Genomic DNA, 23,112 nt, shown 5'->3' with positions numbered 1-23,112 from the left:
CCTCGTGCAGGAATCGAAGTTGTTTTTAACGCAGCCTGCCCACTTTTCAACGCCAAGCTTTCGCGTAATCTGATTTCCGGGAGTGAGCAGCAACGGGGATACAACCATGGACATGACGACGCTCATCGCATTCGCCGCCGCCTTCTTCGTTTTTGCCGCCAGTCCCGGCCCTGACAATATGACCATCGTCGCTCGCACGATAACCCACGGTGCGGCATCCGGCCTTGCCTATGGCGCCGGAACCGTCGCAGGCATCCTCATTTTCCTGACGCTGGCCGCCTTCGGCCTGTCCATCCTTGCCGCCGAAATGGGAACGGTGATGACGGTCCTGCGATATGCGGGTGCCGCCTATCTGATCTGGATGGGCGTCAAGTTGTGGACGGCAGAGCCCATCGTGCCCGAACTGCAAGCCGTGAAAGCGCGCGGCAACCTGTTGTCGATCTTTGCGACCGGCATGGCGCTCAATCTCGGCAATCCAAAAATGCCGCTGTTTTATGTAGCGCTGTTGCCGAACGTGGTTGGAGCCTCGCTGACGGTGGATCATCTGGCCGCGCTGGCAGGCGTCATTCTGGCCGTTGAAGCCCTCGTCATCGGCGGCCATGTCGCACTTGCCGTGCGCGCCCGCACATTGCTGCGCTCTGAAAAGATCGTGCGGCGCGTCAATCGTACCGCAGGTGGCGTGATGATCGGTTCCGGCGTGGCGGTGGCGGTCAGCCGTTAATCCTGCGCCGCCAGCAGTTTGGCAGCAGCCGCCCTCGCCTCATCCGTCACCGAGGCACCGGCCAGCATACGGGCGATTTCTTCGGTGCGGTGTTCGGGCTGCATGGTGGCAACGCGGGTCGCAATGCGTTCCGTGCCGTCGCCGGATGGTCCCTTTGAGATCAGCAAATGTGTGCCAGCGCGTGCCGCCACCTGCGGCGCGTGGGTGACCGACAGAACCTGAACGGTTTTCGAGAGGCGCTTCAACCGCTGGCCAATGGCATCCGCCACCGCACCACCAACGCCCGTGTCGATTTCGTCGAAGACCAACGTAGGCGCCGAACCCCGATCTGCCAACGCAACCTTCAGCGCCAGCAGGAAGCGGGACAGTTCACCACCCGACGCCACTTTCATGATTGGCCCGGGGCGTGTGCCAGGGTTGGTCTGGACATGGAACTCCACGACATCGATGCCGTCAGCCGTGCCGGAAGCTGCATCGCTGGTCACTTCCACGGTGAAACGCGCCCGCTCCAGTTTCAATGCCGGAAGCTCGGCCATCACGGCTTCAGAAAGCGCCGAAGCCGCGTTGTGGCGTTTTTCAGAGAGCGACTGCGCAGCCCGGTCGAAATCCGCCTTCACGACAACCAGATGCTTGTCCAGCTGGGCAAGCTTTTCCTCACCGGCATCGAGATCAGCAAGCTCGGCCACCATGCGTTCAGCCAGTGCCGGAAGCTCGGTGACGGGAACGGAATATTTGCGGGCAGCGGCGCGCAGGCCAAACAGGCGCTCCTCGACGCGCTCCAGCTCGCGCGGATCGAACTCGGTGCGGCGCAGAGCGCTTTCGACTTCCATCTGCGCGTTGGAAAGACTGTCGAGAGCAGCGTCAAGCAACTGCACGGTTTCTTCCAGCAAGCCTGGCGCTTCATGGCTCTTGCGCTCCAGACGCCGCATCATCGACGCGATGACGGGAACCGGCGAGGCATTGCCGTTGAGGAACTCGCTCGCTTCGGCAATGTCACCGGCAATGCGCTCAGACTTCTGCATCACCGCACGGCGCTCGGCGAGTTCGTCTTCTTCGCCATCCATCGGCGCCAAAATCTCAAGCTCTTCGACAGAGGCGCGCAAATAATCCGCCTCACGAGCCACAGCTTCTACCTTGGCGCGGTGAACCTTCAGTCCACGTTCAGCATCTTTCCAGGTGCGATACAGCGACTGTACCGACACGACCTCATCCGTCAAACCGGCAAAGGCATCCAGCAGCGTGCGGTGGGCATTGGTGTCGACCAGCGCACGGTCATCATGCTGGCCGTGAATTTCGACCATATGCTGGCCAAGCTGGCGCATCAGTTGAACGGAAACGGCCTGATCGTTGACATAGGCCTTGGTGCGGCCATCGGCGGATTGGACGCGACGGAAAATCAGATCGCCATCGTCATCGAGGCCATTTTCGCGAAGCATCAGACGGGCGGGATGCTCCATGCCGACTTCAAAGGTGGCAGTCACCTGCCCCTTGTCTTCGCCATGGCGCACAAGGCCACCATCGCCACGCCCGCCGAGCGCGAGCGACAGACTGTCGAGAAGAATGGATTTGCCCGCGCCCGTTTCGCCGGTCAGCACGGAGAGGCCGGCCTCGAACCCTAGGTCGAGCCGTTCGATCAGAACGATGTCGCGGATCGATAGCTGGACCAACATGTCTTATGCTCTGTTCTCAGGCACCCACAAGCTTCTTGCCGGCGCGGGAAATCCACGATTCCTTGTTTTCGCGTGGCTCAAGCCCCTGCCCCTTCAACAACTTGTAGGAATCATCATACCATTGGCTGTCGGGATAGTTATTACCGAGAACGGCAGCAGCGGTCTGCGCCTCATCCGTCAGGCCCATGGCGTAATAGGCTTCTGTAATACGTGCCAGCGCTTCTTCGATCTGGTTGGTGTTCTGATATTGTTCGATGACGATGCGGAAGCGCGACACGGCAGCAAGATATTCCTTGCGCTCGAGATAGTAGCGGCCAACCTGCATTTCACGACCAGCAAGCTGGTCACGAGCAAAGCGGATTTTCGCCTGCGCATCAGGCACATATTCGGATGTCGGATAATCGTTGACGACCTTGTTCATCGCCTCGATGGTGCGCTGTGCAGCACGCTGGTCCTGCGTCACGTCGGCAATCTGCTTGGAATAGGCAAGACCGATCATGTACTGAACGTAAGCGGCATCCTTGGCGCGTGGATATTGCTTGAGGAAGCGCGAACCCGATGCGATGGCGACTTCGTTCTTGTTTTGGCGCGTCGCGATGAAGGTGTTCATCACCAGCGCCTTCTGGCCCCATTCGGTAAATGGATATTGCTTGTCGATGGCGGAGAACTTGCGACCGGCTTCGGTCATGTTGCCAGCATTCATGTTGGCAAGGCCCTGCTTGTAGAGCACATCAGGGGGGTCGGTCTCGACGCCAAGCTTGGTGATGTCGATATCGGGATCAGACTGGCAGGCTGTTACCAGCGTTCCGGCGCCGATCAGCATCAGCGATACGAGCACTCCTCGCACCGTTCCATTCATCGCACCAGACACTACACGCTTCATTCGTCAGTTCCCACTTCCTGCGTCACTACAGAACATCGGCTTTACAGTGGCGTTTCTAGCCATAAAAGCGTCCGCAGGGCAACGCAATGATGACGCAATAACGCATTTTTATGGCATGAGGTCACGCAACTGGTGATTATCTTTACCGTAAAGCCGTCATTTTATTTTGCTTTTCAAAGTCCCATACGAAAAAGCCGCCCAGAAGGACGGCTTTTTGTTGAGTGATTTAAGAGATCACGCAGACCACGGTGCAAAGACCGGCTGCTGAACAGCAACGAATTCACGTACGCGAACGACGGGCTGGCGCACGGCCGGTGCCTCGACAATCTCGTAGGCGGATGGGTCGCTCAACAGGGCCTTCAGCGCGTTGGCATTGACTTTGTGGCCACCGCGATAGGACCGGTAGCAACCAATGAACTGAGCGCCTGCAAGGGCAAGATCGCCAACCGCATCCAGCGTCTTGTGACGCACGAACTCGTCCTTCTCGTAACGCAGGCCTTCCATGTTGATGACCGTGTTGTCGTCGGAAATGACGACCGAGTTTTCCAGCGACGAACCCAGCGCGTAACCGGCAGCCCAAAGGCGCTCGACATCACGCATGAAACCGAAGGTACGGGCACGGGACAGCTCGTTCTTGAATGTTTCCGGTGTCAGATCACCCTTCCAAACCTGACGGCCAATCAAGGGTGTGTCGAAATCGATCTCGACTTCGAAGCGCGTGCCGTCATAGGGGCGGAACTCAGCCCAGGATGCACCGGCATCGATTCGCACGGGCTTGATGACGCGGATATAGGGACGTTTCACGCCAAGGCTCTTGATGCCAGCTGATTCGATGGCTTCGATGAAGGGAGCAGAGCTGCCGTCCATGATCGGAACTTCAGGACCGTCGACTTCAACGATGAGATTGTCGATGCCCATGGCGTAGATGCCCGCCATGATATGCTCGACGGTCGATACGGATTGCGCAGCAGAACGTCCGATGACGGTGCACAGATCGGTGTTGCCGACGTTGGACGAAACAGCCTTGATGTCGACGGTGCTGCCATTTTCGTACTGGCGGCTAAAGACGATACCGGTACCCGCTTCCGCTGGCTGGAACGTCATGGACACAGGGTTACCGGAATGAACGCCAATGCCTTCAAGCTGAACAGAATTGGCGATAGTTGTCTGGAAACCGAGCAGTCCGATGGTCATGCTATTCAAGCCTTTACGTGTGGATCTGCCTTTGACACAGACACGATCCGAATTCAACCGAGGCAAATAAACGTCGCTTTATGTCCTCGTCTCATGGCCATACTTAAACCCAGTGCCGCGCTATCTCAAATCACTGTTGATTTCCTTTTGTAACAGACTCAACGCATTGAAAATGCTGGCGAACGGGCACCATTCTCCATGGCTTTAAAACAACGATACCCGGGCCTTTCGAGCCCGGGTATCGGTTGAATGCAGAATCACGAGGATCAGTTCGACTGGCGGCGAAGGAACGCCGGAATCTCGAGCTGATCGTCATCGTGCTGGCTGGCAGACGACGGTGTCTGACGGCCGTGATCGTCCAGATTGCCGCGACGCGGTGCGTAGAGGCTGGCTTCCTGAGACAGCGGACGACGCTGCTGAGTGGCCAGGCTTGGCGCATCCATCATCTCGGACGGAACGGTTTCTTCCTCTTCGCGGCGACCCAGCGAATTGGTTATGCGCTTCAGAAGACCCATTGGGCCACGCTCTTCCGGAACGGCAGAGGCCGGGTGGGCGCGGTGATCCATCTCGGCCTTAACAACCGGTGGGAAATCCTCGACCTTTGGCATGCGGACCGGCTCAGGCGCGCGGGCGACTGGAGCGGGCTCATGATAGACCGGAGCCGGAGCCTGCATGCGAGGAGCAGGTGCTGCCACCTGTTCTGGAGCATGGTAGGCAGGCGCAGGTGCGGTGGGCACCGGTGCTGCGGGGCGAGCAGCAACCGGTGCTTCCGCTGGAGCAGCTGCGAACAGCTTGCTCTGAGGCCGGAATTCGGCTTCTGCCTGGGCCTGACGAAGCCGCTGTTCAGCAGCTGCCAGTGCCATTTCCCGTTCCATGTCGGCGTCGCGAATGGTCTGGGCAATAGGGTCTACGGTCGTCTTTGGTGCCTGCATGACTGGGGCAGGCTGCACTGCGGCCGGAGCAGAAGCAACGGCCGCGGAAGGACGAATAAGCGGCTTTGCAGCAGCAGCCTGGCGAAGCTCTTCAGCGTTGCGTTCCATCTGGCCAGGAACGCGGTCGATGCCTGTGGCAACGACGGATACGCGGATGAGGCCTTCCAGAGCTTCGTCGAATGTCGCGCCGAGGATGATGTTAGCGTCCGGATCGACTTCTTCGCGAATACGGGTCGCGGCTTCGTCGACTTCGAACAGGGTCATGTCGCGACCACCGGTGATGGAGATCAGGAGGCCCTGTGCACCCTTCATCGATGTTTCGTCGAGCAGCGGGTTGGCAATCGCCGCTTCCGCAGCCTGCATGGCACGGCCCTGGCCGGAAGCCTCGCCGGTACCCATCATCGCACGGCCCATTTCGCGCATCACGGAGCGAACGTCGGCGAAGTCGAGGTTGATAAGACCTTCCTTCACCATCAGGTCGGTAATGCAGGCAACGCCGGAGTAGAGAACCTGGTCAGCCATCGCAAATGCGTCGGCAAACGTGGTTTTGTCGTTGGCAATACGGAACAGGTTCTGGTTTGGAATGACGATCAGCGTATCGACGGACTTCTGCAGTTCCTCGATGCCCTGTTCGGCCAGACGCATGCGGCGACCGCCTTCGAAGTGGAAAGGCTTGGTCACGACGCCAACCGTCAGAATGCCTTTGTTGCGGGCAGCCTGTGCGACGACGGGAGCAGCACCGGTACCGGTACCACCGCCCATGCCGGCAGTGACGAAGCACATGTGCGTGCCGTTCAGGTGGTCGATGATTTCATCGATGCACTCTTCGGCAGCAGCGCGGCCGACTTCCGGCTGCGAACCCGCGCCCAGACCTTCGGTAACGTTGACGCCGAGCTGGATAACCCGGTCGGCCTTCGTCATCGTCAGTGCCTGTGCATCCGTGTTGGCGACGACGAAGTCGACGCCCTGGAGGCCAGCCGTGATCATGTTGTTCACAGCGTTACCGCCGCCACCGCCAACGCCGAAAACGGTGATGCGTGGCTTCAGCTCGGTGATATCCGGCTTTTGCAGCTGTATCGTCATTTTAACATTCCTTCTTTCTCTGGCCGCATCGCCCCGCAGGCCAATTCTTAATAAACGTCACTCAGTCCCCTGCCCGATGGGCAGACAGAGGTCAGAAACTTTCCTTCAGCCATTGCCCTACGCGGGCTATCCGGCCACTACCTGTTCCGAACGGCGAGAACATTCCGTTCTGCGCCGCATGGATTTCGATGTCCGCGATCTGCGGATAAATCATCAGCCCGCAGGCTGTGGAAAAGGCCGGGCCTTTGGCCGCGACCGGCAGGCCGGACACGCCCATGGGGCGGCCGATGCGAACGTTGCGGGCAAGAATGCGCCGCGCCGTTTCCGGCAGGCCGGTCAACTGACTGGCACCTCCGGTCAGAACCACGCGCTTGCCGACGATCGGGGAAAAGCCCGATTTCTGGATGCGGTCGCGGATCAATTCCAATGTCTCTTCGATGCGAGCCCGAACAATGCGGCTGACGAGAGCACGCGACACCTGCGAAGGCTGGTCGCGGTCGTCCTCGCCAATCGGCGGAACGGCAATCATGTCGCGGTCGTCGGAACCGTTGGCCAGTGCCGAACCGTGAACGACCTTCAGGCGCTCGGCATCTTCGATACGGGTCGAAAGGCCACGCGCCAGATCGGTGGTGACGTGGTGTCCGCCAAGACCGATGGCATCGGTGTGAACCAGACGGCCCTCGGCAAAAACCGAAATCGTCGTCGTGCCGCCGCCCATGTCGATGGCCGCACAACCAAGCTCGACTTCATCGTCCACCAGAGCTGCGAGGCCGCTGGCATAAGGTGTCGCAACGATGCCTTCGACCGACAGGTGAGCGCGGTTGATGCACAGTTCCAGGTTCTTCAGCGCAGTGCGCTCGGCCGTCACCACATGCATGTCCACGCCCAGCATATCGCCATACATCGACAGTGGATCGCGAATGCCGCGCTCTCCATCCAGCGAGTAGCCGGTTGGCAGCGAGTGCAGAATGGCGCGATCCTGGCGCAGAGACTGCTGGCTGGCGGCAATCAGAACCTTGCGCAGATCGCCCGATTCGACTTCCTGGCCGCCCAGATCGATGCTGGCGGTGTAAATGTCGCTGGCGATGCGGCCTGCGGAAACATTGACGATCAGGCTATCGACGGTGAGACCTGCCATGCGCTCGGCTGCATCCACGGCCAGACGAATGACGCCTTCCAGCGCATCCAGATCGGCAATGACGCCGGATTTGACGCCGCGCGAACGCTGGTGACCGATGCCGATGACTTCGACCTTGTGGGTACGACCCGGCAGCACTTCGGTTTCCTCACGCGGTGTGAGACGACCGATCATGCAAACGACCTTGGTGGAACCGATATCGAGAACCGAAACCACATGGCTGCGCTTGGACGACAAAGGCTTCAACCGCGGGAGACCGAAGTGGGAAGAACCAAAAAAGCTCATGTGTTCTTCTCCGCCAACTTGATCGCTTTGGTGCGTGCTTCGACAGCCTTCTGGCGACGCTCGGCTGCACCTTCGGTCAGCTGCACGGTCGTGCGGTCCGAAAGACGCAGATCGACAGCAGCCACATCACGCGACAGAACCTTGTCTTCCATGTCCATGCGCGACAGCAGTTGCAGCGCCTTGGGCACGTTTTCTTCCGGCAGCTTGACGACGATGCCATTATCTAGATGCAGATCCCAGCGACGGCCAGCAACGCGAACATAGGCCCGCACGCGGTTGCGAATCTCTGGCCAGTCAGCGAGTTCATCAACGAAGCCAGCAGCACCCGTTTCGGCATCACGTCCGACGAACAGCGGCAGACCGGCATATTTATTGTCACGCAACGGCGCGATGACGCTGCCGCTCTTTTCGATCAGCGAAAGCTCCGTGCCATGCTGCCAGATGCCGAAGGCTTCACGCTCCTTGAGGCGCACTTCGATGGTCTTGGGATAAATCTTGCGAACATCCACATCTTCGACCCAAGGCAGTTCCGTCAGCTTCTTGCGCGCAGCATTCACATCGAGCGCGATCAGCGAGGTTGCACCATCGAGACCCAGAAGCTGGAACACATCGATTTCCGACGTCTGAATATTGCCGGAGACCTTTACGTCTTCGATTGCAAAGCCCGCAGCCGATGTCGTTGCCTGCGTCACCACATTCGTGTGACCGCCGAGCGACATGCCGTAGAGACCGACGCATGAAAAGAATGCAGCCGTTGCCAGTGTGCCGGTATGCGCGGGAATATGGACACGTCCCGTCGCCAGCGAAACGCCGAAGCGGAACACCTTGCGCAGCGGGCGCGGCAACACCATCCGCTCATCGACAGATGCCGAAGCGGATTGTTCGCGCTTTTTAACTGACGACTTTTTGCCTGTTATCGCGAACACGAAGCGTCCTCCACCATCCAGCGGACAAACTCACCAAAGGATTGTCCTGCATAAGCTGCCATTTCGGGCACGAGGGAGGTCGGCGTCATGCCCGGCTGAGTGTTTATCTCAAGCCAGATCAATTCGCCTTCTTCTGAGAAACGGTCGTCGTAGCGGAAGTCCGAACGGCTTACGCCACGGCAGCCAATCACCTGATGCGCCATGACCGCCAATGATTGGATTTTTTGGTAAATTTTTGGTGAAATTTCCGCAGGAATGACATGCTTTGAGCCACCTTTTGCGTATTTCGCGTCGTAATCGTAAAATCCGTGACCCAACGGTATCACTTCGGTCACGGCCATAGCCTCACCGTTCATGACCCCGCAGGTGAACTCGCGACCATGGATGTAGCGCTCGACCATTACGGAATCGCCGTAACGCCATTCGCTCGATCCCAGGATTTGCGGTGGATGCGACTGGTCTTCCTTGACCATCACAACGCCGAAGCTCGAACCTTCGCTGACCGGCTTGACCACGTAAGGCGGTGCAAGCGGATGCTCGTTGCCGATATCGAAACGGTTGAGAACTTTCTCGATGGCCACAGGAATACCGGCCGCAGCCGCTATCTTCTTGGACTGGGACTTGTTCATCGCAAGCGAAGATGCCGCGACGCCCGAATGCGTGTAGGGAATTTGAAGATATTCGAGAATGCCCTGAATGGTGCCGTCTTCGCCATAGGGACCGTGAAGCGCATTGAACACGACATCAGGGCGCAGCGCAGAAAGCGTCGCGGCAACATTCCGGTCCACGTCTACACGTGTCACCTGAAAGCCCTCGCCTTCCAGAGCCGATGCGCAAGCCTCTCCCGACGAGAGGCTGACTGGCCGCTCTGAAGAAAACCCACCCAAAAGAACAGCTACGTGTTTGCCGCTCATGACAACCTCTGACACCAAAATCACCTGAACGAGATCAGCCGAACATCAATCGGTTCTGCGATTCTCTCGTCCGCTCCGTTGCCAATCACTAAGCGCCATTAAGGTTAATGAAGTGTTTACTTTCGTTAACCGAATGCGCCGACGACATGATTTTTGTTAAAGAATCACTGAAGGCACGGATTCCTTCCTTGGAATCAGAGAGTTGCAGCCAATGCAAGATTCAGAATTTCAACGGGATGAAATAAAATCGTTGCGCGTGCTTCCGGCATCGGCCTGGAAAGCAAGTTCGATTCGTTAAGATTCACCGCTTTTCCCCAGCCATCTTCCGTGTGTTGCAGCTATGCGGCTGGCTCCATGCGGTAGCGACTTCGTCCTCAAATGACACAAGCGTGGAGCAGTGCAACGGCTCTCATCGAACCCAAATGAAAATCGTGCAACCGCAACTTGACAGGCAAACATCAGTTAACTTATGATTGCTATGCCTTATTAAGGCAACCTAAAGTAATAAGTTTATTTTTTCACACATTTTCAAAGGTGTTTTATCATGAAGATTATGTCTGCTTGTACCCTGCTGATTGCGCTGCTTTCTGCGCCAAATCTCATGGCAACCAACTCGTTTGCCAACGTCTGCAATCCCATCACGAAGAGCTGCTCGGGCGGTCATCCGGGATAATTCACTCGCTCAGCGGGACACCGTTGAACGATAAGGGCATCCCTCAATAACGAGGTAAGCGTGTCGCGGTCTGACCAAAGCGCGCTTACCTCACGTCTGCTGGAATGCGGGAAATTTCGCAACGCCAAGGCTGATCACGCAACCTGCTCAATTCGACCGTCAAAGCACCGCCCTATTCCTATAACGTCGCCCGTACATAAGTTTTTTCCAAGATATTGCGCTTTAACCGTTCCAAACGTTTGAAAATTGCTTTAACGCAACCTTAGCCCGGTAAAGGGTCATAAGTCTTACTTAACAATGGAACGAATATAATGTCCGACGCGATATCCAGAGTATCGCCGACCGCTGCAAATCCGAACGATGTAAAGACAAATTCGCCTGCACGAGTTCTTACTGCCAGCGTGGTCGGCACGACCATCGAGTTCTTCGACTTCTACGTTTATGCGACCGCAGCAGTGCTCGTGTTCCCGACGTTGTTCTTCCCCAACAACGACCCGATGACGGCGCTTCTGGCGTCTTTCGCCACCTTCTCCATCGCTTTCTTCGCCCGTCCGCTGGGTGCCGTGGTCTTCGGCCATTATGGCGACCGCGTGGGCCGCAAGACGACGCTCGTCGCTGCACTTCTGACCATGGGTGTTTCAACCGTCATCATCGGTCTGTTGCCATCCTATGAAACAGCTGGCGTTCTGGCGCCGCTGCTTCTGGCGCTGTGCCGTTTCGGTCAGGGCTTTGGCCTTGGTGGTGAATGGGGTGGCGCCGTGCTTCTGGCAACGGAAAACGCCCCTCCCGGCAAGCGCAGCTGGTACGGCATGTTCCCGCAGCTCGGCGCTCCACTCGGCCTCTTCCTTTCCTCCGGCGTCTTCTGGCTGCTGCTTCACCTGATGTCGCAGGAAGCCTTGCTCAGCTGGGGCTGGCGCATTCCCTTCGTCGCGTCGATCATCCTCATCGCCGTAGGTCTGTGGGTGCGTCTGTCGATCACGGAAACGCCTGCCTTCCAGAAGGCTATCGACAAGGAAGAGCGCGTCGCCGTACCCGTTGCCGAACTCTTCCGCCATCACAAGCGCAGCCTGTTGCTCGGCACCTTCGTGGCGCTGGCAACCTTCGTGCTATTCTACATCGGCACGGCCTATCTGCTGTCCTACAACGTCAAGGTTCTGAAAATTCCGTTCCTCGACGCACTGGAAGTTCAGCTCGTCAGCTCGGTCGTCTTCGGCATCTTCATTCCCATCGCCGGAAAGCTGGCCGAACGCTTCGGCCGTCGCGAAGTCCTGATTGCCACGACCGTGCTGATCGGTGCCTTCTCGTTCCTGCTGCCCGGCCTGATGACCGGCGGTGAAGGCTCGATCTTCCTCTTCGCAGCACTCGCCATGGCATTGATGGGCATGACCTACGGCCTCATCGGCACGGCCCTCGCAGCCCCCTTCCCGACGACGGTTCGCTACACGGGCTCGTCCATCACCTTCAACATGGCAGGCATCTTCGGCGCATCGCTGGCGCCCTACATCGCCACATGGCTGCAGGTAAATTACGGCATGGGCTACGTCGGCTACTACCTCTGCGTTGCCGCGCTGATCACCCTGCTGTGCATCATGCTGTCGCGCAAAGACGAAGTGTAAGCCGTCATCTTCACTTTTGAAATCAAAACAGCCGGATCAATCGTCCGGCTGTTTTCGTTTGTAGAGATCACCCGGCAAGACTTTGTTCGTCGTCTACGACAACATGATTGCGTCCAGATTGTTTCGCCCTGTAGAGCGCAACATCGGCACGGTGCATGACGTTCTCGAACGCCTCATCATTTCTGGGCGTCGAGATTCCAATCGAAATCGTGACATTGATGGAAACGCTCTCGGCCACAAAAGGCTGAGCCTCAACCGACTGTCGACAAGCCTCGCAATACGCAGAGAAATCGGCGAGCGGAATGTTTGACGTTGCAACCACGAACTCCTCACCGCCGAGCCTACTCAAAAGCGACGATGCCGGAAAGGCCTCAGCGATGCGCCGTGCGATGCCGGATATCACTGCATCTCCAGCAGCATGACCGTAATTGTCATTAATCGACTTGAAGTGATCGATGTCGAAGAAGGCTAGACAATAGTCCTCGTCCAGATGCTTTGCCTCGGCATGCAGCCCCGCCCGGTTCCGCAGACCTGTCAGACCATCCGTATGGCTGAGATGTTTGTAGCGCTCATGGGAAATGGAAAGACATTTTACCTGCTTGGCGATGATATGCGACAGCACGAAGGAGATCGGAAACGTGATGAAAACGGTCAAAGTGCTGCCAACCCATAAAGCTGTCTTGGGGTTGGGAACAAATCCTAGGACAATCAACGTGCTGAGTGCGGTTACGTTGAGGACAAGAGCGATCAACGTAACCGTTATTGAGAAAGCAGATGCAAAACGCAGCGGCTGGAGTGTAGTGCGATCTTTGGACGTGGCTAGACGAAACAAAAGCGGGGGCAACAGATAACTGCCCGGCATCGTTTCATTGTCAGCTACCAAGGAACGCCTCTACTTCTCTCCCCGGCATGAAAAGGCCGAGGCGCTTGATTTCCCACTCCAGGCGAATGCCTGCATGTTCGAACACGCGCTTGCGCACCGCTTCACCCAGATATTCCAGATCGTAGCCGGTCGCGTGACCGGTGTTGATCATGAAATTGCAATGCAGCGATGACATTTGCGCGCCGCCGATGACCATGCCGCGACCGCCAGCCTCATCGATGAGGCTCCAGGCCGAATGTCCTTCGGGGTTCTTGAACGTTGAGCCGCCAGTCTGCTCGCGGATCGGCTGAACCGTCTCGCGATGGTGGCGAACGGCGTCCATGTCAGCGCGGATTTTCGCCCGGTCTTCCGGGTGGCCTTCGAACAGGGCACCTGTGAAAATCAGATCCTTGGATGCTTCGGAGTGGCGATAGCTGTAGCCCATATCCGCATTGGACAGGGTGTGCTGATTGCCCTGACGGTCCACGGCGTAAACCTCGACGACACGATCCTTCGTCTCGCCGCCATTGGCACCGGCGTTCATGCGCAGCGCGCCGCCGATGGAGCCGGGAATGCCGTAGTAGAAATGGAAACCGCCGATGCCGTTATCCATGGCCATCGCAGAGATGTGCTTGTCCGGGCAGATCGCACCGGCCTTGATGCGGTTTTCGCCTGCCAGTTCCACCTGGCCGAAGCCTTTGGCGGACAGACGAACGACGACGCCGGGAATGCCGCCATCACGGACCAGCAGGTTGGAGCCGACGCCGACAACCGTCAGCGGAACGTCTTCCGGCAGGATTTTGAGGAAAGCGATGAGGTCATCCACGTCATGGGGCTGGAACATCAGTTCCGCCAGACCACCTGCCCTGAACCACGTTACGCGATCCATCGGCGAATCCGGCGTCAAACGTCCTCTGAGTTCCTTTACTCCGTCGCCGAGTTTCTCCAGCAACTTTACCCCATCCACCTGTCTCATGCAGACTTTCCTGAAATGCTATCCAATTCTGAGGGCAGCACTGCCGCCCACTGCGTAATATTACCAGCTCCCAAAAGAACCACGAAATCACCAGGTTTCGCAATGCCTGCAACTGTCTTTGCCAGATCGTCGCGGGAGGCGAGATGACGCGCATCCCGATGGCCCGCAGCTCTTGTGGCTGAAACGAGCGTCTCGGAGTTCACACCCTCGATGGCATCTTCGCCCGCCGCATAGACCGGAGCAAGAAGAATTGTGTCGGCATCGTTGAAACAATGCGCAAAATCTTCAAACAGGCTGGAAAGGCGCGAATAACGGTGCGGCTGGTGCACAGCGATGATGCGACCGCTGCATGCTTCACGCGCGGCCTTCAACACGGCTTTGATCTCGACGGGGTGATGGCCGTAATCGTCGAAGACCTGCACGCCGTTGGATTCGCCCGTCAACGTGAAACGGCGTTTGACGCCACCGAAGGAGGCCAGCCCCTTCTTGATGTCTTCGACAGAAATGCCGAGGCGATTGGCGACCGCAATAGCCGCCGTCGCATTCGAGACGTTGTGACGACCGGGCATTGGCAGCACGAGGTCGGTGAAAGTGAATATCTTGCCGGTGCGGCGACGGCGGATTTCCACGTCGAAAATCGACTTGGTTCCATCAATGCGCACATTGGAGAAGCGCACGTCGGCCTGTGGATTTTCGCCGTAGGTGATGACCTTGCGGTCTTCGATCTTGCCCACCAGCGTCTGCACTTCGGGATGGTCGATACACAACACGCCGAAACCATAGAAGGGCACGTTTTCCACGAACTGGCGGAATGCGGCCCGCACAGCGTCGAAATTGCCGTAATGGTCCAGATGCTCCGGGTCGATGTTGGTGATGACGGCGACATCGGCGGGCAGTTTCAGGAAGGTGCCGTCCGATTCGTCGGCCTCCACCACCATCCACTCGCCCTCACCCATGCGCGCATTGGTGCCGTAAGCGTTGATGATGCCGCCATTGATGACGGTTGGGTCGAGATTGCCTGCTTCCAACAGCGTTGCGACCATGGAGGTCGTCGTGGTCTTGCCGTGCGTGCCGCCAATGGCGATGGCATTACGGAAGCGCATCAGCTCGGCCAGCATTTCGGCACGGCGAACAATCGGCAGGTGCTTTTCACGTGCTGCCGCAAGCTCCGGGTTGTTCTTCTTGATCGCCGTGGAAACCACGACCACTTCGGCATCGCCGAGGTTTTCCGCAGCCTGTCCGACGAAGACCTCGATGCCCTTGTCACGCAGACGCTGCACATTGGCGCTGTCTGCCTGATCGGAGCCCTGCACGCGGTGGCCGAGATTGTGAAGCACCTCGGCAATGCCGCTCATGCCGATGCCGCCGATTCCGATGAAATGGACGAGTCCTATGGCTTTCGGCATCTTCATGGATGCACTCCTTCTTTATTTTTTGCTTTAAATTGCTGAACGGACTGACCAGCGGCAATCGCTTCCACCAGATCGGCCAGACGCTGCGCCGCATCCGGCTTGCCGGTGGCTTTGGCAGCCGCCGCCGTGTTGGCCAGACGATCAGGATCGTTCATGGCATCGCTCAGCAGGGATGAAAGTTTTTGCGGAGACAGTTCGGACTGCTTGATAACGCTTGCACCACCCGCTGCCGAAAGGGCTGCGGCATTGGCGGCCTGATCGTGGTCGAGAGCATGCGGATAAGGCACCAGCACCGACGGACGCCCGATGACGGAGAGTTCCGACACAGTTGACGCACCCGAACGACTGATGACGAGATTGGCACCCGCGATCCGCTCAGCCATGTCGCCAAAGAAGGGCGAGACGTCCGCTTTCACACCCAGCTTGGCATAGGAGGCGATGACACTGTCCTTGTCTTCCGGGCGCGCCTGTTGTGTCAACGAAATGCGAGAACGCATCTCGTTCGGCATCAGGCAGATGGCGGCGGGCACGGCGCCGGAAAAGAACTGCGCGCCCTGACTTCCACCAAACACGACGAGCTGGAACGGCTCACCGGCTCCAGACGGCGCGTAAGCCACGTCGGCAGCCGTCAGCACGGCGGGACGAACGGGGTTGCCGGTCGTCACGGTCTTGTCGGCATAATCGCCCTTGTTTTCCGGCAGAAAGCCACCGGCGATCGCCTTCACACGCTTGGCCAGCGCCTTGTTGGCGCGGCCCATCACAGCGTTCTGCTCATGGATGATCGACGGCACACCAAGACCCGTGGAAGCCAATAGCGGCGGCACTGTGGGATAGCCACCAAAACCGACGACGGCGACCGGCTTCAACTTTGTCACCAGACGGCGCGCAGCGCGAAGGCCGGTCCACAGCTTCAGCAGCGCCTTGGCAACGGAGATAGGGTTCTTTGAGCCGATGGTGGCGGATGGCACCACGTGAATTTCATCGGCTGGGAATTTGCCCGCGTAACGTTCAGCACGACTGTCGGTCACCAGATGCACGGAATAGCCGCGCGCCTTCAACTCATATGCCAGCGCCTCTGCCGGAAACACATGGCCGCCGGTTCCCCCGGCGGCTAGCAGAACGATGCCTTTGCTCATACTCTTTACTCCGCAGGAAGGCCTGCATTGACCCGGAAGAAACTGCGCTCCTGCGCACGTTTTTCAGGGCGATGGCGGGTCAGCGCCAGAAGAAAACCAGCCGTCACACAAATCGCCATCATGGAAGAGCCACCATAGGAAATCAGCGGCAGCGTCATGCCCTTGGCAGGCATCAGTTCCAGATTGACGCCGATATTGATCATCGACTGCATGCCGATCTGCAACACCAGACCAGCGACCGCAAAGCGGACGAAATCGTCCTTTTCCTTGAAGGCGTGGCTGAGGCCCCGCAGCACGATGAAGGCGAAGATCATGACCAGCAGCATGCAGAACAGAATGCCGAATTCTTCCGCCGCAACCGAGAAGATAAAGTCGGTGTGGCTATCGGGAATGATTCGCTTGACGATACCTTCGCCCGGACCCTGACCGAACCAGTTGCCGCGAATGATGGCTTCGCGCGCCGTATCCACCTGAAACGTGTCGCCCTCGCCCGTCCAGAATCGGTCGATACGACCGGCAACGTGCGGCAGCATCAGATAGGCGGTGATGATGCCACCGACGCCAAGGCCACCCAGCATGATGATCCAGAACCATGGAATACCGGCCATGAAGAACATGCCGCCCCACACGACTGAAGTCAGAATGGTCTGGCCGAAGTCAGGCTGGGCGATGAGAAGGGCTGCCACGATGCCGAAGGTGATGATGGCGAAGAGGTTGCCGGGAATTTCAGGATGGCGAGCGCGCTCGGCAAACAGCCATGCACAGACGATCACGAAGGCGGGCTTCATGAATTCGGACGGCTGAATGGAGAAACTGCCGATGGAAATCCAGCGGCGCGCGCCCTTCACTTCGATCCCGAAAAACAGCGCAAAGATCATCATCAGCAGCGCAACGATGAGCATGATGACGGCGACACGGCGCACTTGGCGCGGTGTGAGGAAGGACAGGCCGAGCATGATCGCCACTGATGGCACCATGAACATCGCCTGACGCTCCACGAAAAAGAAGCTGTTGAGGCCGATGCGCTCTGCGACAGCTGGAGACGCCGCAAACGACAGCATCAGCCCAATGCCCATCAATGCGATGAACGCAGTTAGGAAGAAACGGTCGATGGTCCAGAACCATTCCGCGACCGGCCCCCGGTCTATACGGCTTACCATTTCTTCATTCTCCCTTTTGAGAACCGACCAATATCGTCACGCCATCAAGTGCCGCAACGTGCGAAACGAACGAATCACCACGAATTTCAAAATTCTTATATTGGTCGAAGCTTGCGCAAGCCGGGGATAACATGACGATGTTTCCGTCTCTGCCATCCGCTTGCGCATCGGCTGCCGCATGCTCGACAGCTTTGTCCAGCGTTCCGGCGATTTCGTAAGGCACGGCCTCGCCCAGCGTCGCGGCAAATTCCGCCGCTGCTTCACCGATGAGATATGCCTTGGCAATGTGGGAAAACAACGGCGAAAGGCTACTGATGCCCCCCGCCTTCGGCAGCCCGCCAGCAATCCAGTAGATTCGATCATAGCTGGACAAGGCCGGTGCCGCAGCATCCGCATTGGTGGCCTTGCTGTCATTGACGAAGGTGACGTTGCCGCGGCGACCGACCGGCTGCATGCGGTGCTTGAGACCGGGGAAAGAATTGAGCCCCGCCTTCACCACATCCACCGAAACGCCGACAGCAAGGCACGCAGCAATGGCCGCAGCCGCGTTCTGTGCGTTGTGGCTGCCGCGCAGGGTCGCAATACCGTCGAGATCTACCAGAAGCGACGACGTGCCGTTCTCACCCTTCATGATCCGGCTTCCCTCGGCATAAAGACCATTGGCGACGACATTGCGTTTGGAGATACGCGATACCGTGACACCGGCGCGCTCGATGCGGTCGGCAATCAACGTGCAATAGCTGTCATCGACACCAACGACGGCCGTATCGCTGCCTGCAACCAGCCGCTCCTTGATATCGGCATAATGCTGCATCGTGCCGTGACGGTCGAGATGATCAGGCGTCAGGTTGAGCAGAATGCCTGCGGTCGGGTTCAGCGTCGGCGCGAGATCGATCTGGTAGGAAGAGCACTCAACCACATAGAGACGCTGTGCTTTCGGAGGTTCGAGGCTGAGGATCGCCGTGCCGATGTTGCCACCCAACTGCGTATCGCGACCAGACGATGTCAGAATATGTGCAATCAACGCAGTCGTCGTGGATTTGCCGTTGGTGCCGGTAATGGCGATGAAGGGGCAATCCGGCGCATGTGCACGGCGTTCGCGCACGAAGAGTTCGATATCGCCGATCACCTCCACACCTGCGGCGCGGGCCAGATCGACCGACCAGTGCGGCTTGGGATGAGTCAGCGGCACACCGGGCGCCAGAACGAAAGCGGCAAGCTTCGACCAGTCCAGTGTGCGAAGATCGGCTGTCGGTATGCCTTCGGCTTGAGCCTTGGCGACGCTATCGGGATTGTCATCGAATGCCGTGACCTCAGCACCACCAGCCACCAGCGCCCGTGCGGTAACGAGGCCTGAGCCGCCGAGACCGAAGAGGGCAACCTTTTGTCCAGCAAGTGAGGTGACAGGGATCATGCGATTATCTCAGTTTAAGCGTGGCAAGGCCCAGCATCGCAAGCCCAACGGAGATGATCCAGAAGCGGATAACAACCTGGCTTTCCGTCCAGCCCTTCTTTTCGAAATGGTGGTGGATCGGTGCCATCAGGAACACGCGTCTGCCGGTGCGCTTGAACCAGAACACCTGAATGATAACCGATAGCGTTTCCATGACGAACAGGCCACCGACGATGATCATGACGATCTCGTGCTTGACGGCCACTGCGATGGAACCGATCAGGCCACCCAGCGCCAGCGATCCTGTATCGCCCATGAAGATGGCCGCAGGCGGCGCATTGAACCACAGGAAACCAAGCCCCCCGCCAATGACAGCACCGACGATAACGGCAAGCTCACCTGTGCCAGGTACGAAGTTGATCTGGAGATAGTTGGCGAAAATCGCGTTTCCGACGAGGTAGGAAATGACGCCGAAGGTTGCGGCCGCAATCATGACCGGGACGATGGCCAGACCATCGAGACCATCCGTCAGGTTCACCGCATTCCCAGCGGCGACGATGACGAAGGCACCGAACAGCACGAAGAAATAGCCAAGATTGACCACGAACTCCTTGAAGAACGGAAAGGCGATCGAGCTTCCCAGCGTGCCGCCATGTGGCGCCGTTGCCAGTGCGACCTCCATCATGAAGAACACGGCAATCGCGGCAATGACGAATTCGATACCGAGACGGGCCTTGCCGGAGAATCCCTTGTCGCTCTGCTTGGTGACTTTCAGATAGTCGTCGTAAAAGCCGATGGCACCGAAGCCGAGCGTCACCATCAGAACCGAGACGACGTAAACATTTGAGAGGTCGCCCCACAGCAGCGAGCCGCCAAGGATACCCGCCAGGATCATCAAGCCGCCCATGGTCGGCGTACCGGCCTTCTTGAAGTGCGTCTGCGGACCATCGGCACGGATAGGCTGACCCTTGCCCTGGCGGATGCGCAGGGAATTGATGATGGCGGGGCCAAACAGGAAGACGATGAGGGCCGAGGTAAACAGTGCAGCACCGGCCCGGAAGGTAATGTACCGGAACAGGTTGAAGATTTGAACTTTGTCCGACAGTTCAACGAGCCAGATCAGCATGTTTGCCCTTTCAAAAGGCCGATTGAAGCGGCGGGCCGATAAGGTGAGCCCGCGCCGCTCCACGTTTTTGTTTCAGCACCGGATAGCCCAAGACCGCATTCGGTGATGGATATCGATGCTCTAGATTTGGCGTTCCGTCTCGGGGAATGCCGGATACTTGTCAAGAAGGGCCGTTACGATCTTGCCGAAACCGATGCCAAGTGACGATTTTATCATCAAGACATCGCCCGGCTGAACCCATTTCAGGACGAATTCATTCAATTCGGCGGTGGTGGGAAACCATGCAACATTGACGCTTTCCGGCAGTGCATCGCGAAGAGCCGCCATCGACTCACCTGCAAGCCACACATGCTCGATGCCAGCCGACAGAAGCGGGCCGGACAATTCCTCATGCACCTCGGCAGAGAACTCTCCCATCTCAAGCATGTCGCCCAGCACGGCCACACGCCGTCCATCGCCCTTAACCTCGGCTGCGGCCAAAAGCGCAATGGCAGCCCGCATGGAGGCCGGATTGGCATTGTAGCTCTCATCGATCAAGAGAAACGAGCCTTCGCCCACGGACAGGCGATGACGCTGCCCCCTGCCCTTCACGGCTTCCAAAGTCCCAAGCGCTGTAAAGGCCTTGTCGAGGTCCGCGCCCAAGACGGCAATCGTGCCGATGGCAGCCATGGCGTTTTCGGCGATGTGGCGGCCAGCAGCACCGATATGCAATTCGCTGGTTTCACCGTTGATGATGGCCCAGATGGTGGAGCCGTTGGGCGTGTTCTCATAATCGGCAAGGCGGAAGTCGGCCTTGGCATGTTGACCGAAGGTCAGAACATGCTCGATGCCCGCATCAAATGCCGCCCGTTCCAGCTGCTCGAACTGGGCATTGTCATGATTGAGAATGACAGCGCCACCGGGCAGAACACCCTCGAAGATTTCAGCCTTGGCAGCAGCGATCTCTTCTAGACTGTTGAAATTGCCCAGATGAGCCGCTGCGATGGTGGTGATGATCGCCAGATGCGGCTTCACCTGCTTGACCAAAGGGCTGATTTCGCCCGCATGGTTCATGCCGACTTCGAAAATGCCGAATTCCGTATCCGCCGGCATACGCGCCAAGGTCAGCGGCACGCCCCAATGGTTGTTGAAGGAAGACACAGCCGCATGGACCCGGCCCGAAGGTGCCAGAACCTGGCGCAGCATTTCCTTCGTGGTCGTCTTGCCGACCGAACCGGTGATGGCGATGATGCGCGCCGATGTCCGCTCTCTGGCAGCGATGCCAAGCTTGACCAAGGCAGCCAGAACGTCTTCCACCACGATCATCGGCACGGTCAGTCGTCCCAGCGCTGGCAGCTTGGATTCCGACACCACCAGAAGTCCGGCGCCATTGGCGACGGCGAAACTTGCATAATCATGGCCGTCCACCCGGTCGCCCTTGATGGCGAAAAAGGCTTCGCCTTCCTGCACCGTGCGGCTATCGATGGAAATGCCCGTAATGCCTTGCGGCAGGTTGCCGACCGGACGGCCTGCCATGACGGCGACCATATCCGGTACTGTCCATAACCAGTTCAAATCTTCAGTCCTTCCAGCGCAGTACGCACCTGTTCATGGTCCGAAAATGGCAGCGTCACGCCGCCAACAATCTGACCTTCCTCATGCCCCTTGCCCGCTACGATCAAAGTGTCCCCGCTGCCCAGCAGCGAAACGGCATGGCGTATAGCCTCTGCCCTATCGGCGATTTCCAGCGCACCGGGCGCCGCCGCCATGATTTCAGAACGGATGGTCTGCGGCTCTTCCGAGCGCGGATTGTCATCCGTCACGATGACGATGTCGGACAGACGTGTCGCGATTTCGCCCATGATCGGGCGCTTGCCCTTGTCGCGGTCTCCACCGCAGCCAAAAACCGTAATGATGCGACCGGATGTGAACGGCCGCACCGAGGTCAGCACATTTTCCAGCGCATCCGGCTTATGGGCATAATCCACATAGGCCAGCGCGCCGTTCTTCGTCTGGCCGATCAGTTCGAGACGGCCAGCAGCACCCACCAGTTTCTCGAGCGCCTTGAGCGCCACCGAAGCCGAAACACCGGTCGAGATCGCAAGCCCTGCGGCAACAAGCGCATTGGCCACCTGAAAATCACCGGCCAGCGGAATATCGACTTCGTAAATCTTGCCCTGATGATGCACTTCGATCATCTGCTTGTGGCGGAAATGTTCGACGCGCTTCAGCGTCAGATAATCACCCTTGCGACCGACGGTGCGCACATCATGGCCCGCGGCTCTCGCGACCTCGATAGCGCGGTCCGACCATGCATCGTCAGAGAAGATGACGACAGGCGAACCCTTCGGCAGAAGCGTATCGAACAACCGCATCTTGGCGGCCATGTAGTCTTCAATGGTGGGATGGTAATCCATATGGTCCCGACCGAGATTGGTGAACCCGGCAGCGGCAAGCTTCACGCCATCCAGACGGCGCTGGTCGAGGCCATGGCTGGAGGCTTCCATCGCCGCGTGGGTCACACCTTCGTCGGCCAATTCTGCTAAGAGCGCATGCAGCGAAACTGGATCAGGCGTCGTTAGCGAACCATAGTCCTCGCGACCCGGCGCGATCAAACCTGTGGTACCGATCTGCGCTGCCGCATGGCCCGCGGACTTCCAAATCTGGCGAATGAAGGAGGCGACGGAGGTCTTGCCCGCCGTGCCGGTCACGGCAATCATGGTTTCGGGCTGTTTGCCATAAAAGCGAGCGGCAGAAAGAGAGAGATAACGGCGCGGATTAGCGACAACGAGAACCGGTACGCCTGCATCCATGGCATGGCTGGATACGACAGCGACGGCACCCTTGGCCACGGCGTCCTGCACGTAAGTGCTGCCATCCGCCTTGGTTCCGGCCACCGCCACGAACAGCGATCCTGGCTGGGCCTTGCGGCTGTCAGCCGTAATCCCGGTAATATCCAGCGCTCCGGCGTCTGTCCGCAGCAACTCGTTCAGTTCGGGGAACTCAGCCCCCGAGAGGTCTCGCAAATTCATC

General features: G+C 58.3%; 18 protein-coding genes. 2 read left to right on the top strand and 16 right to left on the bottom strand.

From position 1 onward, the window contains the following. Positions 1 to 106 precede the first annotated feature (106 nt). Positions 107 to 721: a LysE family translocator gene (locus RRU01S_RS03360; protein ID WP_045228846.1), complete on the top strand. Its 615-nt coding sequence runs from the start codon at positions 107 to 109 to the stop codon at positions 719 to 721. Here the strand turns inward: RRU01S_RS03360 and recN are convergent. From recN to RRU01S_RS03325, 7 genes are all read right to left on the bottom strand, one after another. Beyond that, on the bottom strand, positions 718 to 2,391 hold the full coding sequence (gene recN / locus RRU01S_RS03355) for a DNA repair protein RecN (protein ID WP_045228845.1): 1,674 nt from the start codon (positions 2,389 to 2,391) through the stop codon (positions 718 to 720). The genes RRU01S_RS03360 and recN overlap by 4 nt on opposite strands. A 16-nt stretch (positions 2,392 to 2,407) precedes the next feature. Beyond that, positions 2,408 to 3,274, bottom strand: coding sequence for an outer membrane protein assembly factor BamD (locus tag RRU01S_RS03350; protein WP_045228844.1), 867 nt, complete (start codon positions 3,272 to 3,274; stop codon positions 2,408 to 2,410). Between the two features lie 234 nt (positions 3,275 to 3,508). Beyond that, the gene (lpxC, locus tag RRU01S_RS03345; RefSeq protein ID WP_045228843.1) at positions 3,509 to 4,468 is read right to left on the bottom strand and encodes a UDP-3-O-acyl-N-acetylglucosamine deacetylase; all 960 of its coding nucleotides are present in this window, start codon (positions 4,466 to 4,468) and stop codon (positions 3,509 to 3,511) included. 266 nt (positions 4,469 to 4,734) lie between these two features. Next, positions 4,735 to 6,483, bottom strand: coding sequence for a cell division protein FtsZ (gene ftsZ / locus RRU01S_RS03340; protein ID WP_045228842.1), 1,749 nt, complete (start codon positions 6,481 to 6,483; stop codon positions 4,735 to 4,737). A 91-nt stretch (positions 6,484 to 6,574) separates the two neighbouring features. After that, the gene (gene ftsA / locus RRU01S_RS03335) at positions 6,575 to 7,906 is read right to left on the bottom strand and encodes a cell division protein FtsA (protein ID WP_045228841.1); all 1,332 of its coding nucleotides are present in this window, start codon (positions 7,904 to 7,906) and stop codon (positions 6,575 to 6,577) included. After that, on the bottom strand, positions 7,903 to 8,832 hold the full coding sequence (locus RRU01S_RS03330) for a cell division protein FtsQ/DivIB (RefSeq protein ID WP_045228840.1): 930 nt from the start codon (positions 8,830 to 8,832) through the stop codon (positions 7,903 to 7,905). The genes ftsA and RRU01S_RS03330 overlap by 4 nt, the downstream gene beginning before the upstream one ends. Beyond that, positions 8,820 to 9,746 (bottom strand): D-alanine--D-alanine ligase, encoded by a 927-nt coding sequence (locus tag RRU01S_RS03325; RefSeq protein ID WP_045228839.1) that lies wholly within the window; start codon positions 9,744 to 9,746, stop codon positions 8,820 to 8,822. The genes RRU01S_RS03330 and RRU01S_RS03325 overlap by 13 nt, the downstream gene beginning before the upstream one ends. A 984-nt stretch (positions 9,747 to 10,730) precedes the next feature. On the opposite strand from RRU01S_RS03325, the gene RRU01S_RS03320 reads away from it, so the two are divergent. Then, positions 10,731 to 12,035, top strand: coding sequence for an MFS transporter (locus tag RRU01S_RS03320; RefSeq protein WP_045228838.1), 1,305 nt, complete (start codon positions 10,731 to 10,733; stop codon positions 12,033 to 12,035). Positions 12,036 to 12,102: 67 nt separating this feature from the next. Here the strand turns inward: RRU01S_RS03320 and RRU01S_RS03315 are convergent, their stop codons facing one another. The 9 genes from RRU01S_RS03315 to RRU01S_RS03275 all read right to left on the bottom strand — a co-directional run bounded on the left by RRU01S_RS03315 (position 12,103) and on the right by RRU01S_RS03275 (position 23,111). Next, positions 12,103 to 12,690: a GGDEF domain-containing protein gene (locus tag RRU01S_RS03315; RefSeq protein WP_052815930.1), complete on the bottom strand. Its 588-nt coding sequence runs from the start codon at positions 12,688 to 12,690 to the stop codon at positions 12,103 to 12,105. Positions 12,691 to 12,907: 217 nt separating this feature from the next. Next, the gene (gene murB, locus RRU01S_RS03310) at positions 12,908 to 13,873 is read right to left on the bottom strand and encodes a UDP-N-acetylmuramate dehydrogenase (RefSeq protein ID WP_045228837.1); all 966 of its coding nucleotides are present in this window, start codon (positions 13,871 to 13,873) and stop codon (positions 12,908 to 12,910) included. Then, the gene (murC, locus tag RRU01S_RS03305; RefSeq protein WP_045228836.1) at positions 13,870 to 15,285 is read right to left on the bottom strand and encodes a UDP-N-acetylmuramate--L-alanine ligase; all 1,416 of its coding nucleotides are present in this window, start codon (positions 15,283 to 15,285) and stop codon (positions 13,870 to 13,872) included. Before murC ends, murB begins: the two co-directional genes overlap by 4 nt. After that, positions 15,282 to 16,421: an undecaprenyldiphospho-muramoylpentapeptide beta-N-acetylglucosaminyltransferase gene (gene murG, locus RRU01S_RS03300; RefSeq protein ID WP_045228835.1), complete on the bottom strand. Its 1,140-nt coding sequence runs from the start codon at positions 16,419 to 16,421 to the stop codon at positions 15,282 to 15,284. Before murG ends, murC begins: the two co-directional genes overlap by 4 nt. 5 nt (positions 16,422 to 16,426) lie before the next feature. Beyond that, positions 16,427 to 17,581, bottom strand: coding sequence for a putative lipid II flippase FtsW (gene ftsW / locus RRU01S_RS03295; RefSeq protein ID WP_045228834.1), 1,155 nt, complete (start codon positions 17,579 to 17,581; stop codon positions 16,427 to 16,429). Positions 17,582 to 17,585: 4 nt separating this feature from the next. Beyond that, positions 17,586 to 18,995, bottom strand: a complete 1,410-nt coding sequence (murD, locus tag RRU01S_RS03290) for a UDP-N-acetylmuramoyl-L-alanine--D-glutamate ligase (RefSeq protein ID WP_045228833.1) — start codon at positions 18,993 to 18,995, stop codon at positions 17,586 to 17,588. A gap of 4 nt (positions 18,996 to 18,999) precedes the next feature. Continuing rightward, positions 19,000 to 20,100 carry a phospho-N-acetylmuramoyl-pentapeptide-transferase gene (gene mraY / locus RRU01S_RS03285; RefSeq protein WP_045228832.1) on the bottom strand — a complete coding sequence of 367 codons (1,101 nt, stop codon included), beginning with the start codon at positions 20,098 to 20,100 and terminating at the stop codon, positions 19,000 to 19,002. A 120-nt stretch (positions 20,101 to 20,220) separates the two neighbouring features. Beyond that, on the bottom strand, positions 20,221 to 21,654 hold the full coding sequence (locus tag RRU01S_RS03280) for a UDP-N-acetylmuramoylalanyl-D-glutamyl-2,6-diaminopimelate--D-alanyl-D-alanine ligase (RefSeq protein WP_045228831.1): 1,434 nt from the start codon (positions 21,652 to 21,654) through the stop codon (positions 20,221 to 20,223). Further along, positions 21,651 to 23,111 (bottom strand): UDP-N-acetylmuramoyl-L-alanyl-D-glutamate--2,6-diaminopimelate ligase, encoded by a 1,461-nt coding sequence (locus RRU01S_RS03275; RefSeq protein WP_045228830.1) that lies wholly within the window; start codon positions 23,109 to 23,111, stop codon positions 21,651 to 21,653. Before RRU01S_RS03275 ends, RRU01S_RS03280 begins: the two co-directional genes overlap by 4 nt. Position 23,112: the final 1 nt, after the last annotated feature.

The organism is Agrobacterium rubi TR3 = NBRC 13261, from assembly GCF_000739935.1.
GTDB lineage: Bacteria > Pseudomonadota > Alphaproteobacteria > Rhizobiales > Rhizobiaceae > Agrobacterium > Agrobacterium rubi.
The sequence above is the reverse complement of the archived record's forward strand: the minus strand, read 5'-3'. Positions and strand labels throughout refer to the sequence as shown.

Excerpts from the sequence above, each read along its gene's own strand:
- RRU01S_RS03360 (WP_045228846.1), top strand. The coding sequence starts at position 107 with ATGGACATGACGACGCTCATCGCATTCGCCGCCGCCTTCTTCGTTTTT.
- recN (WP_045228845.1), bottom strand. The coding sequence starts at position 2,391 with ATGTTGGTCCAGCTATCGATCCGCGACATCGTTCTGATCGAACGGCTC.
- RRU01S_RS03350 (WP_045228844.1), bottom strand. The coding sequence starts at position 3,274 with ATGAAGCGTGTAGTGTCTGGTGCGATGAATGGAACGGTGCGAGGAGTG.
- lpxC (WP_045228843.1), bottom strand. The coding sequence starts at position 4,468 with ATGACCATCGGACTGCTCGGTTTCCAGACAACTATCGCCAATTCTGTT.
- ftsZ (WP_045228842.1), bottom strand. The coding sequence starts at position 6,483 with ATGACGATACAGCTGCAAAAGCCGGATATCACCGAGCTGAAGCCACGC.
- ftsA (WP_045228841.1), bottom strand. The coding sequence starts at position 7,906 with ATGAGCTTTTTTGGTTCTTCCCACTTCGGTCTCCCGCGGTTGAAGCCT.
- RRU01S_RS03325 (WP_045228839.1), bottom strand. The coding sequence starts at position 9,746 with ATGAGCGGCAAACACGTAGCTGTTCTTTTGGGTGGGTTTTCTTCAGAG.
- RRU01S_RS03320 (WP_045228838.1), top strand. The coding sequence starts at position 10,731 with ATGTCCGACGCGATATCCAGAGTATCGCCGACCGCTGCAAATCCGAAC.
- murB (WP_045228837.1), bottom strand. The coding sequence starts at position 13,873 with ATGAGACAGGTGGATGGGGTAAAGTTGCTGGAGAAACTCGGCGACGGA.
- murC (WP_045228836.1), bottom strand. The coding sequence starts at position 15,285 with ATGAAGATGCCGAAAGCCATAGGACTCGTCCATTTCATCGGAATCGGC.
- murG (WP_045228835.1), bottom strand. The coding sequence starts at position 16,421 with ATGAGCAAAGGCATCGTTCTGCTAGCCGCCGGGGGAACCGGCGGCCAT.
- ftsW (WP_045228834.1), bottom strand. The coding sequence starts at position 17,581 with ATGGTAAGCCGTATAGACCGGGGGCCGGTCGCGGAATGGTTCTGGACC.
- murD (WP_045228833.1), bottom strand. The coding sequence starts at position 18,995 with ATGATCCCTGTCACCTCACTTGCTGGACAAAAGGTTGCCCTCTTCGGT.
- mraY (WP_045228832.1), bottom strand. The coding sequence starts at position 20,100 with ATGCTGATCTGGCTCGTTGAACTGTCGGACAAAGTTCAAATCTTCAAC.
- RRU01S_RS03275 (WP_045228830.1), bottom strand. The coding sequence starts at position 23,111 with ATGAATTTGCGAGACCTCTCGGGGGCTGAGTTCCCCGAACTGAACGAG.